Source organism: Streptomyces sp. NPDC021115, assembly GCF_044333065.1.
Lineage (GTDB): Bacteria > Actinomycetota > Actinomycetes > Streptomycetales > Streptomycetaceae > Streptomyces.
In genome coordinates this window covers 922,207-933,883 of sequence record NZ_JBIRQF010000002.1, presented here as the reverse complement: position 1 = coordinate 933,883, position 11,677 = coordinate 922,207, and the positions used below count along the sequence as shown (strand labels likewise).

General features: G+C 74.0%; 10 protein-coding genes. All 10 read left to right on the top strand.

The features are described 5' to 3' along the window. Positions 1-10: 10 nt before the first annotated feature. Complete coding sequence (locus ACH4TL_RS09825; protein ID WP_398309245.1) at positions 11-454, top strand: phage tail protein; 444 nt, start codon at positions 11-13, stop codon at positions 452-454. Further along, entirely contained in the window at positions 454-933 is a 480-nt protein-coding gene (locus tag ACH4TL_RS09820; protein ID WP_398309248.1) for a hypothetical protein, read from the top strand. Before ACH4TL_RS09825 ends, ACH4TL_RS09820 begins: the two co-directional genes overlap by 1 nt. Then, entirely contained in the window at positions 930-1,094 is a 165-nt protein-coding gene (locus ACH4TL_RS09815) for a DUF6760 family protein (RefSeq protein WP_398309251.1), read from the top strand. The genes ACH4TL_RS09820 and ACH4TL_RS09815 overlap by 4 nt, the downstream gene beginning before the upstream one ends. Before the next feature lie 3,075 nt (positions 1,095-4,169). Further along, a complete protein-coding gene (locus tag ACH4TL_RS09810; RefSeq protein WP_398309254.1) occupies positions 4,170-4,607 on the top strand; it encodes a phage tail protein in 438 nt (145 codons plus the stop codon). Next, entirely contained in the window at positions 4,607-5,332 is a 726-nt protein-coding gene (locus ACH4TL_RS09805; protein WP_398309257.1) for a peptidase M23, read from the top strand. Before ACH4TL_RS09810 ends, ACH4TL_RS09805 begins: the two co-directional genes overlap by 1 nt. A 55-nt stretch (positions 5,333-5,387) precedes the next feature. After that, a complete protein-coding gene (locus ACH4TL_RS09800) occupies positions 5,388-7,295 on the top strand; it encodes a VgrG-related protein (RefSeq protein WP_398309260.1) in 1,908 nt (635 codons plus the stop codon). Between the two features lie 51 nt (positions 7,296-7,346). Next, on the top strand, positions 7,347-7,820 hold the full coding sequence (locus ACH4TL_RS09795) for a GPW/gp25 family protein (protein ID WP_398309263.1): 474 nt from the start codon (positions 7,347-7,349) through the stop codon (positions 7,818-7,820). Further along, entirely contained in the window at positions 7,820-9,847 is a 2,028-nt protein-coding gene (locus ACH4TL_RS09790; protein WP_398309266.1) for a putative baseplate assembly protein, read from the top strand. Before ACH4TL_RS09795 ends, ACH4TL_RS09790 begins: the two co-directional genes overlap by 1 nt. 1 nt (position 9,848) lies before the next feature. Further along, entirely contained in the window at positions 9,849-10,415 is a 567-nt protein-coding gene (locus ACH4TL_RS09785) for a phage tail protein (protein WP_398309269.1), read from the top strand. After that, positions 10,412-11,650, top strand: a complete 1,239-nt coding sequence (locus ACH4TL_RS09780; protein ID WP_398309272.1) for an NADase-type glycan-binding domain-containing protein — start codon at positions 10,412-10,414, stop codon at positions 11,648-11,650. The genes ACH4TL_RS09785 and ACH4TL_RS09780 overlap by 4 nt, the downstream gene beginning before the upstream one ends. The last annotated feature ends 27 nt before the right edge of the window (positions 11,651-11,677 follow it).

Below are 11,677 nucleotides of genomic sequence, written 5' to 3'. Positions count from 1 at the left end.
AAGCCCCAGCATGTCCCTCCAGCCCGGTGACGCCCTCACCTCGCACAACTTCGGCCTGCAGATCGACGGCGTGATGGTCGAGTACTTGCAGGAGGTGAGCGGCCTGTCCATCGAGCAGGACGTCATCGAATACCAGCAGGTCTCCGCCAACGGCAAGCCCGTCACGAAGAAGCTGCCCGGCGTGAAGAAGGCCGGTGAGTGCACGGTCACGCGCGGTATGACGACCTCCGCCGCGTTCTCCCAGTGGATCAACAACTCCATCTCGGGGAACATGGGCAGCGCCCGGAAGAACGCCTCCATCATCATGATGGACTACCAGAACGCCCCGGTGAAGCGGTACAACCTGCGCAACGCCTGGTGCAGCAAGGTCGAGGCCAGTGGCGTCAAGGCCGGTGACGCCTCCGCGCTCACCGAGCAGGTCACGATCGTCTTCGAAGAACTGGTCATCGAGTGATGCGTCGCTCGGCACCCAAGGGGGCGGCCTCGGCCGCCCCCTCCGCCCCCTCCGCTCCGGACCTTCCGGCCGATCCGGGCCCTGCCGAGGCCCCGGCCCAACAGGACTCCCTGCGGACGGAGTTCGCCTTCGAACTCCCGCGCGGCTACCTGGACGAGAGCGGCACCGTCCACCGCTCCGGGACGATGCGCCTGGCCACCGCGCGGGACGAACTGGTCCCGCTGCGCGATGTGCGGGTGCAGGAGAACCCCGCCTATCTGTCCGTGGTGCTGCTCGGCCGGGTCATCACCCGGCTGGGCACGCTCCCCGTGGTGCACGACGGCACCGTGGAGAACATGTTCGCTTCCGACCTGGCGTTCCTCCAGGACTTCTACCGGCAGATCAACGCCGAGGGCCACACCCGCGCGGCCGTGGCCTGCCCGCACTGCGAGGAGTCCTTCGAGGTCGAGCTGGCCGGGAGCCGCCTGGGGGAATCGTGACGTACGCGGCCGAGCGCATCCACGAGGAGGTCGCGTACCTCGCCTACCACTTCCACTGGGGCATGGGGGACATCCTCGACCTCGAACACCGCGACCGGAGCCGGTACGTGGAACAGGCCACTGCGTTGGTCGCCCGCGCCTCCGCCGAGGGGAGCCGGTGATCATGGGCATCAGGGACGTATGGAACAGCCTGCGGCACGGCACGCCCTCGGCTGACATCGCCGACGCGGGGCCGCCCGCTGAGCACCCGGCCGGGGATTCCGGCCCCCACCGCGCCACGGGTGAATGGGCCGCCGCAGGTCCGGTGCAGCGCGTGCTCGGCACGCCGCGGACCGTCTCGGCGCCGGACTTCGCGTCCCGGCTCAGCACGCACCAGAACCCCTCGTTCCGCAGTGAGCCCGCCCATGTGGTCGCCCGTACGGCACCGTCGGGCATCGTCCACGGACTGCTCACCCCGAGTCCGGTCACCTCCGAGGTCCCGCCCCCACCCCTGCCGGTCGCCCCGCCCCCCGGTTCGGGGGACGGCGGCGGCGACACCGCCGCAGGCCCGTCCGCCCCCGGCCTGCCGGGCACGGGGCAGCCGATGGTGCGGCGCCGCGCTGCCGAGCCGCCGCAGGCAGGCGCCGCCGGTACGCCGCGGCCGATTGCCACCCAGGAGACTGCCCGCCGGACGACACCACACGCGGCCGCCACGGGCGACACTCCGGTGCAGCGCACGCCCTCGCCGGGGAGCGGAGCGGGCGACCCGGCCCCCGCCGCGAGCGGGTCCGCTGCTGATCACGGCGGTGCACCGCGACGTGCCGACGCGCCCACGTCCCGGCGGCCGGGTGCCCCCTCCGGAGCTGCCCGGCGGACGACACGGCAGTCAGCCACCGCCGCCGACACCCCCGTGCGGCGGACACCCGCGCCCGGCGACGGAACGGGCGACACGGCACCGCCCACGGCCGGGGCCGCCACGGCACACAGCCGCGGCGGCGGCGCCCCTGCCGCACACCCCCGCTCCGCACCCGGCCACGGCGGTCCATCGCAACGTGACGGCGCGTCCCCGGCCCGGCCGGGTGCCGCCTCGGCCAGGACAGGGACCTCGCAACCGTCCAGCACCCAGGGCAGTGCGCGTCCTACCGCACGGCCTGCGACCGCAACGGGTGACACTCCCGTGCAGCGCGCGGCCGCGCCGGGCGACGCCACGGGCGGCCGGGCGGCTGCCCATGGCCGAGAGACGGGCGACGCAAGCGGCATCGAGCCGTCGACTCCTTCCGGGGAACCGCGTGCCTCAGGAGCCCCGAGGCACAGCGAGCCCACCGCCCCGGTGACGCACCGCGCACCGGGCACCCGCGCGCCCGGGTCCTCCATGACCACCGCGCCACGTCAGGTGACGCAACGTCGGCTTGGCGCCGTCCAGCGGGCCACGGCAGCACCGAAGGCCGAGCGGCAACACTCCGCGGAACCCTCCGCGGGCGGCCGCGCCGGAACGGGCCCCGCCCACGCGGACGCGGCGGGCACTCCCTTCACGGGCCCGAGGCCCGATAACGCCGACAGGGCGACTGCTGCCGCGAACCCCGGCCCGGATGGCCCGAACGCAGCGTCGCCACCAGCCGCGTCGACGGCGAAGTCCGGGTTCGGAGGCAACGTTCCGACGCCCTCGACAGGCGCGGACGCGCCGTCGCCGAGTCCGCGCGAGGAGGCCCCGCGGACCAACCCGCCGGCGCAGGCCCCGATCCAGCGGGCCACGGCACGACCGACCGCCCGGCCGCAAGAGTCCGCGGCGCCCTCCGCAGGCGACTCCGTCGGAACAAGCCCCGCCCACACGGGTACAACGGGCACTCCCGCCACGGGCCCAACCCCCGAGAACCCCCGCGGCTCCAACACCGCACCGCCACCGGCCGAACCGGTGCAGCGGGCGACGACGACGGCGAAGGCCAGGCCCGAGGGCGGCGTTCCCACGCCCTCGACACGCGCGGGCACGCCGTCGCCGAGCCCGGCTGAGGAGGCCCCGCGGACGGACCCGCCGACGCACGCCCCGCGGACGGACCCTTCGGCGCAGGCCCCGCGGACGGACCCTTCGGCGCAGGCCCCGATCCAGCGGGCCACGCCGCCCGGCCCGGCCCGACAGGTGCCCGGTCCGGTGACGCCGCCTCGTACGGACACGGCCCCGGGGAGTGGCCCGGCCACCGCGGGTCCCGCTGCCGCGCCGCGCGTCCAGCGCAGGCGTGCGGGGCTCGGCGCGCCGCGCTCCAGCGCCCCGGCGCCGCCGGAGGCCGCGTCGGCTCCTCCCACGGCCGAGACGCCCCGTCAGCAACCGCTGTCGGGGGGTCCCGTCGCCGCCGAACCCGCTCCCGGGGCACCGAAGCAGAACACCCGGCCGGTGACGGCACAGCACCGCGCCTCCCCGGCCCCTACCCCTGCCCCTGCCCCTGCCCCTGCCCCGGCCCCGAGGGCCGCGTCCCCCGCCACGCCGCCGGTCCAGCTCAGCCGGGTGCCGGGCCTCGTACGCACACCGGAGGCGGCATCCGCCGCTTCGCCGAGCCGGGCTCCGTCCGCTCCGCTCGCGACGGCACGTGCCCTGACGGCACCGCCCTCCGCGACGCCCGCGGGGCCCGGTCGGTCGTCGCATGCGCCGGGCGGCGCATCGCCCCCTGCCGTGCGGCCCCACGCGGCGCGAGGACCGGCCGGTTCGCCCGAGCAGGCCGGTACCCGTACCGCCGCGCCCGTCGTGCGGCCCGGTCCGGTGACGTCCGGCCCGCGTTCGTCCCCCGCGCCTCGTGCGGCGGCCCCTGGAGCGGCGGCTCCGGCGGCCGTGCGGCGGAGCGCAGCCGCCGGAGGCGCGCTGCCCACCGCCGCGCCCGCGCCGAGGGCGGGAACCGGGGCAGGCGCGCCTGCACCCGCGCCTGCCCCGGTGCAACGGCGGACCGCGCCACCCCCGAAAGCCGCACCCGCGCCCGCCCCGACACCTGCCGCCGCACCCGCACCCGCGCAGAGCCACGCCACGTCATCGGCGGCCCGGCCCGCCGCACCCGCACCCGCACCCGCACCCGCACCCGCACCCGCACCCGCACCCGCACGGGGGCAATCCCCGGCGGAGCTGGACGAGTTGGCGCGGCGGCTCCTCGGGCCGTTGTCCCGGCTGCTGCGGGCCGAGTTGCGGACCGACCGCGAACGGGTGGGGCGTCTGCGCGACCCCCGCCGCTGAACCGCCACACCGTCCACCACCCACCTCCCGGAGAAAACAGCCACCGATGACCACCACCCAGGACCCCGGCTCCACCATCTACTTCAAGCTGACCATCGACGGCCGGAACCTCGGGCTGTTCAACGGTTGCGAGGGCCTGTCGTCCGAGGTGCAGGTGGAGCAGCGGGAGGAAGGCGGCAACAACGGGTTCGTCTGGCAGCTCCCGTCCCGGGTGACGTTCTCCTCCATCCGGCTGACCCGTCCCCTCACGCCCGACACCGCGAAGGTGGCCGCGTGGATCTCGTCGGTGGCGACCGGGGTGCAGCGGCCCACCGCGCAGATCGCCGCGTTGCGCGCGGACGGTTCGCTGGTGGCCCAGTGGGGTCTGGTGGATGTGCTGCCGATCCGCTGGCAAGGGCCGTCCCTGGACCCGGCCAGCCCGGCCGTGGCCACCGAGACGCTGGAGATCACGCACCACGGCTTCACCGACGCCGGAGGGGCCTGATGCCCGCGATCGGCTCCCGTGGCGGCGGTGCCAGCCTGGTCCGTGCGTCGCTCGCCGTGCATCAGCCGCCGACCAGTCTCGCGGGCGGGATCGGCGGACGGATCGGGCAGGTGGAGTTCCAGTTCAACCCGAGCCAGCTCCAGTTGACGCGGTCGGCGTCCTGGAGCGCCCAGCCGTCCGTGGGCTACGCGCGCGGCGCGCCGCCGGAGTTCGTCGGCGCGCAACCGGCGTCGCTGGAGCTGGAGGTGTTCCTGGACGCCTCGGCGAAGCCGGGGTCCTCAAAGGTGCAGAAGCAGGTGGATCTGCTCTTGTCGTGCTGCGAGGTTCATCCGCCGACGCTGTCGACCAATCGCCCTTCGCCACCGTGGGTCAGGTTCTCCTGGGGTTCGTTCAACACCGTGCAGTTCGTGGCGCACGTGGACAGCGTCAGCGCCACGTACACCCTCTTCAGCCCCACCGGGGAGCCCACGCGGGCGACCTGCCACCTGACGCTGACGGAAGTGCCGCTGCCGACGAAGGGGCAGAACCCGACCTCGGGGGCGCTGTCCGCACGGCGGGTGCACCGGGTGGTGGCCGGGGACACGTTGCAGTCGCTGGCCTGGCGGGAGTACGGGGACGCGGCGGCGTGGCGGGTGATCGCGGAGGCGAACGGGATCGACGACCCGATGCGCCTCACGACCGGCGCCGAACTTCTGCTGCCCGCGATCGACGACACCGGCGGATGATCCCGGCCCCGTTCCCCCTCGACGCCCGAACACCGAGAGACGAAAGACGACCGCGATGAGCGAGAAGACGTACACCAGCGTGCTGCACGTGGAGGTGGAGGGCGCACCGCTCCCGGAGGCGCTGGAGCGGTTGCTGGTCGACGGCTGGGTGGACGCCAGTGTCAACGTGCCCTCGGCCTTCCAGCTCACCTTCAGCGACGTCGGCAGGGACCTGCTGAAGACGTTCCGGCAGATCTCCGTGGGCGCGAAGGCGGCGCTGTTCCCGGTCACCGACGGGCGCCGGGGCAAGGCGATGCTCACCGGTGACATCACGGCGATGGAGGTGGACAAGGACGGGATGGGCAGGTCGCTGGTGGTGCGCGGCTTCGACCCTGGGCACCGGCTGCTGCGCAACCGCCGGGTCGAGGGCTACCCCAACATGACCGCCGGTGACATCGCCCGCCGCCTCGCGGCGCGCAACGGGCTGACCACGGGGCGCATCGACAGCACGCGGTCGGTGTACGAGCTGGCCACCCAGCCCAACATCACGGACTGGGACTTCCTGTGCCGGCTGGCGCAGGAGAACGACGTGCATCTGTACTTCGACAACATGGGCAAGATGTGCTTCACGGACCTGGTGTCCGCGTCCGGCGCGCCGTCCGACTCCACTCCGTCCTCGAAGAGCCCCTACGTGCTGGAGTTCGGCGCCAACGAGCTGCACAGCAGGGTCGGGGTGACTTCCGCGGGGCAGACGCGGACGGTGCGGGTCCGGGGCTGGGACGTGAAGACGAAGCGGCCGCTGCGGGGTCAGGCGAGCGCGGGGACCACTCAGGAGGCACGTACGGACCTCACCCCGGCCAAGGCCACGGCCCGGTTCGGGAAGTCGGAGCTGGTCGGCACGGACGTGCCGTACGGGACGCAGTCCCAGGTGGGGCACGCGGCGCGGGCGCTGGCCGAGGACGTGGCGTCGTCGTTCACCGAGCTGGAGGTGGCGGTCACCGGCAATCCGGATCTGCGGCCGGGCATCCCGGTGGCGCTGAACGGCGCGGGGTTTCCGTTCGAGGGCAAGTACACGGCGACCGGTGTGCGCCACGTCTTCGCCAGTGGCAGCCCGTACACGACCTGGGTCTCGGTGACGGGGCGTCAGTTCCGTTCGCTGTACGGGCTGGCCTCGGGCGGTGGCGGGAGCGAGGGGGCGCAAGCGCTTCCCGGTGTGGTCAACGCGATCGTCACCAACATCATGGATCCGCTGCGGATGGGACGCGTCAAGCTGCGTTTCCCATGGCTCTCCGACACGTACGAGAGCGACTGGTGCCGGGTCGCCCAGTTCGGCGGTGTGCGCGGCGGCGGGCTGCTGCTGCCGGAGGTCGAGGACGAGGTGCTGGTGGCGTTCGACCGCGGTTCGCTGGAGCATCCGTACGTCCTCGCCGGGCTGTACAACGGGAAGGACAAGCCGACCGACGACCCCGATGGCATACAGCCGGTGGACCGCACCAGGGGCCGGGTCAACTGGCGCAGCCTCGCCTCGCGCAACGGCCACATCGTGGAGCTGATGGACCGGCAGACCCCGCCCAAGCAGGGCATCCGATTGCAGACGGGGAACGGCAAGCTCACCGTCCACCTGGACCAGACCCGGACGAGCGTGACGATCAACAGCAGGGGCGAGGTGTCGATCGAGGGCACCCGTGGCGTCGAGGTCAAGAGCGGCGGAAACCTGGACCTGCGGGCCGGGGGCGCGGTGAACATCCGCGGTGGCGGCGCGGTCAACATCCGGGGCGGCGCGGGAGTCAACGTTCGCGCGGGCGCCGAGGTCGGCATCCGGGCCGGTGGCTCGCTGAACCTGAACGCGGGCGCCGCGGCCACTCTGAACGCGGTGGGCACCCTCCAGCTCTCGGCGGCCGCCTCGGCCCAGTTCAGGGCGGTGTCCGTGGCGCTCCAGGGTGTGGTCACCGCGAACGGGATACCGGTCCCGCCGGTCCCGTGACGGGTCCGCGGAACGAGCGGCGGCGGGTACGGACGGAAGGACGGAGCGGACATGGGTGAGCAGTTCGTCGGTGCGGGATGGGGTTTCCCGATGCGCACCGACGCGTCCGGGGGCATCGCCCTCGTACAGCGCGAACGGGAGGTCGAGGAGGCGATCCGGCTGGTGCTGTCCACGGCTCCCGGGGAGCGGCCGATGCGGCCGGAGTTCGGCTGCGCCATCCACGACCTGGTGTTCGCGCCGGTCAACGAGGCGACGGCAGGCCGTATCCGCCACGAGGTGCGGGCCTGCCTCGACCGGTGGGAGCCGCGGATCGAGGTGAGCGAGGTGGGCGTCGCCCCCGCGCCGGACGAGCCCGCCGCGCTGCTGATCGACGTCCGTTACGAGATCCGCGGCAGCAACAACCCGCGCAGCCTGGTCTTCCCCTTCTACGTCATCCCCTCGCACGACGGCCCGGACGACGAGGCGCCGGGCGGCGAGGGCGACACCGCATCGGAGAACAACACCGCTTTGGAGAACCACCGCTGATGGCCCTGCCCTCACCCCACCTGGACGACCGGCGCTTCCAGCAGTTCGTCGACGACGCCAAGCGGCACATCCAGCGGCGATGCCCCGAGTGGACCGACCACAACGTGTCGGACCCGGGTGTGACGCTCGTCGAGACGGTCGCGGACATGGCCGACCAGCTCGTGTACCGGCTCAACCGAGTGCCTGAGAAGAACTACCTGGCGTTCCTCGACCTGATCGGCGTCTCCCTCTTCCCGCCCGCCGCCGCCCGCGCGGACATCACCTTCTGGCTGTCCGCGCCGCAGCCGGAGACGGTGCGCCTGCCCGCCGGTACGGAGGTCGCGACGGTGCGCACCGAAACGGAGGACGCCGTGGTGTTCGCCACCGAGGAGGACCTGCCGATGGTGCCGTGCGAGCTGTCCCGGGTCCAGACACAAGGCACCGGGCAGCCGCCCTCCGAGTGCACCTCGGACATCCTCGACGGCCAGGATGTGATGGTCTTCGCCGAGGCCCCGAGGCCGGGCGACGCGCTGCTGCTGGGTCTCGACACCGCCGTCCCCTCGTGTGCCGTCGTCCTGCGCCTGGACAGCCGGGTCGACGGTGTGGGCGTGGACCCGCGCAATCCGCCGCTGGTGTGGGAGGCGTGGACGCCGGTGGGGTGGCGGACCTGTGAGGTGGAGGAGGATTCCACCGGCGGTCTGAACCGTCCCGGCGAGGTGGTGCTGCACATTCCGGCGGGCCACGCAGTCTCGCGCGTCGGCCGGTTCGACGCGGGCTGGGTGCGCTGCCGCGTGGTGGCGGCCGATCCGGGGATGACGTCGTACACCACGTCGCCCACGGTCCGCGAGGCGTCCGCGTTCACCATCGGCGGCACGGTACGGGCGGCGCACGCCGAGACGGTCACCGACGAAACGCTCGGCGAGTCCTCCGGTGTGCCGGGGCAGCGGGTGCGGCTGGCCCGCACCCCGGTGGCGGCCGGTGAACCGCCGCTGGAGCTGGAGGTGTCGGACGGGTCGGGCTGGCAGCCGTGGTCCGTGGTGCCGCACCTGTCCGCGTCCGGCCCCGACGACCGGCACGTCACGCTCGACCAGGCGACCGGCGAGGTGGCGTTCGGCCCGGCGGTGCGCCTGCCGGACGGCACCCTGCGGCAGCACGGGGCCGTCCCGCCCAAGGGCGCGGCGATCCGCGCCGCCCGCTACCGTACGGGCGGCGGCAGGATCGGCAACGTGGCCCGCAACTGCGTTCGCGTGCTGCGCAGTTCGGTGCCGTACGTGGCCCGGGTGGACAACCGCGAGGCGGCGCGCGGCGGTGTGGACGGCGAGACCGTCGACGAGGCGAAGGTCCGCGCGCCGATCGCGCTGCGCGCCCAGGACAGGGCCGTCACCCGGCGCGACTACGAGGAGCTGACCCGGCAGGCGGCCCCCGAGGTCGCCCGTATCTCCTGTCAGGCCGCGGATCCGGCCGCGGCGGGGGGCACGGTGGGCCCCGGTGGCGCGGACGGTACGGCCCTGAGGGGCGGGGCGGACACAGGCGCGGGCGACCCCGGGGAGAACGCCGTACGGGTCCTGGTCGTGCCCCAGGCGGTGCCGGACGTCGGCGGGCGGCTGCGCTTCGAGCAGCTGGTACCCGGCGACGAGCTGCTGGAGAAGATCACCCGCTTCCTCGACGAACGCCGCGCCATCGGCACCCGGCTGGCCGTCGGCCCGCCCTACTACCAGGGCGTGACGGCGGTGGTCACGCTGCACGCGTACCGCAGCGCCGACGCGGACACGGTGCGCCGGGCCGCCCTCGACGCGCTGTACGCCCACCTCGACCCGCTGGTCGGCGGCGTGGACGGCACCGGCTGGCCGTTCGGGCGGCAGGTCCAGGCGGGCGAGCTGTTCGCGGTGCTGCAGCGCGTACCGGGCGTCGAGCTGGTGGACGAGGTGCTGCTGCACCCGGCCGACCCGCTCACCGGCAAGCGCGGCGACGCCACCGACCGCATCCGGCTTTCCGGTCCGTCGCTGGTCTTCCCGTTCGACCACCGCGTCCGCGTGATCGGAGGCTGAGGTGAGAGGCGCGCTCGAAGGACTGGAGTCACCGCACCCGCTGGGCGAGCGGCTTCCGTCCGTCTTCGCCGACGACGACTTCGCCCAGCGTTTCACCGGCGGCCTCGACGCCCTGCTGGCGCCGTTGCTGAACGTCCTCGACTGTCTGGACGCCTACTTCTCCCCCGCGCTGGCGCCCGAGGACTTCGTGGACTGGCTCGCCGGGTGGGTCGGTGCCGAACTCACCGGGGACGAACCGGAACCCCTGCTGCGGCACACCGTCGCCACGGCGGTGGATCTGCACCGACGCCGCGGCACCCGGAGCGGGCTGCGGGACGCCGTCCAAGCGGCGTTCAGCGTCCCGCCCGAGATCACCGAGAGCGGTGGGGCGGCCTGGTCGCCCCGCCCGCTCGGCCCCTTCCCCGGCGATCCGCGGCCCGGCGTCCATGTGGTGCTGCGGGTGCCGGACCCGGACGCCGTCGACGTACGGCGGCTCGACGACCTGGTGGCCGCGGCCCGGCCCGCACACCTGCCCTACACCGTGCGCGTGGAACGCGCGGAAAGCACCGAGAGGAACACCCCATCGTGAATGCCAGCCACCACCGCACCTGCACGGAGTGCGGCGCGGCCCGTCAGGACAACCAGTCGTTCTGCGACGAGTGCGGCGCCTTCCTCGGCTGGGAGGAGGACACCGCGAGTACGCCCGGGGCACAACGGGCCCAGAAGCCGACGCCGTCCGCTCCGGACCGGGACGCGCCCGAGGCCGGCCGGCCCCAGGACGCCACGCGCGACGCACCCCACGCCGCCGCGGCGGACGACACGGCGCTCGGCACACCGGCCACCGCGTCGGACACCACACCGACCACCACGGCGGACGCCGCCCCGGCCGCCGCTGAGAACGCCGCGACGCCCGCGCGGGACGCCGACGAACGGGCCCGCGCCCTGATCGTCCCCGTGGCGGACCCGTCGGCGTCTGACCCCGCCGCCGACGGGATCGCTCCGGTCCTGCCCGGGACACCGCGGGCCGACGCGCCGCGCGCCCGCGCCGTGGCGCCCGAGGAGGCACCGCAGAACGGCATCGCGTGCCCGTGGTGCGACACGTCCAACCAGCCGCACCGCCACTTCTGCCGCCAGTGCGCCATGCGGCTCGCCGAAACACCCGCCCAGCCGGTGCGGCCCCGGCTCCCCTGGTGGCGCCGCATCCTGGGGCTGCGCGGCGACGAGACACCGTTCGCGGGCGACCGGCCACGGCTGCGCCGGGGCGTGAGCGGCGTGGTGTCCATGGTGGTGGGGCTCCTCGTCGTCACGGCCGTGGTCGTCGCGGCCGTCATCTGGACCGGACCGGCCGTGGCCGCCGTTCAGGACCACTTCTCCAAGCGCGCGCTCATCCACCCGAGCACCGTGACGGCCACACACTCCGACTCCAGCCACCTCCCCCAGAAGGCGGACGACGGCAAGTCCAACACCTGGTGGGGGACCGGCTACTCGGGCGACTCCTCGGGGCAGGCCTGGGAGGCCAACTTCTCCGGACCGACCCGGCTTCTGGACGTCGTCATCACCCCGGGCGTCTCCACGAAGCCCGACGAGGGCCGCGACCAGTCACGTCCGCGCCAGATCGAGGTCCAGCTGACGCGGTCCGACGGGGAGACCGAGAAGCACGAGCTGAACCTGAACGACGGCTCGGAGCAGACCTTCCCCCTGCGCGCCAAGGACGTGGTCAGGGCACGACTCCAGATCAAGTCCGCGTACGCGGAACCGGACAAGCAGGTCGCGGTGGCGGAGGTCGAGTTCTTCGGCCCGTCCACCAACAACGACGCGGCGTGAGACCCGCCCCCTGACGGAGACGCACCC

Excerpts from the sequence above, each read along its gene's own strand:
- ACH4TL_RS09825 (WP_398309245.1), top strand. The coding sequence starts at position 11 with ATGTCCCTCCAGCCCGGTGACGCCCTCACCTCGCACAACTTCGGCCTG.
- ACH4TL_RS09820 (WP_398309248.1), top strand. The coding sequence starts at position 454 with ATGCGTCGCTCGGCACCCAAGGGGGCGGCCTCGGCCGCCCCCTCCGCC.
- ACH4TL_RS09810 (WP_398309254.1), top strand. The coding sequence starts at position 4,170 with ATGACCACCACCCAGGACCCCGGCTCCACCATCTACTTCAAGCTGACC.
- ACH4TL_RS09805 (WP_398309257.1), top strand. The coding sequence starts at position 4,607 with ATGCCCGCGATCGGCTCCCGTGGCGGCGGTGCCAGCCTGGTCCGTGCG.
- ACH4TL_RS09800 (WP_398309260.1), top strand. The coding sequence starts at position 5,388 with ATGAGCGAGAAGACGTACACCAGCGTGCTGCACGTGGAGGTGGAGGGC.
- ACH4TL_RS09795 (WP_398309263.1), top strand. The coding sequence starts at position 7,347 with ATGGGTGAGCAGTTCGTCGGTGCGGGATGGGGTTTCCCGATGCGCACC.
- ACH4TL_RS09790 (WP_398309266.1), top strand. The coding sequence starts at position 7,820 with ATGGCCCTGCCCTCACCCCACCTGGACGACCGGCGCTTCCAGCAGTTC.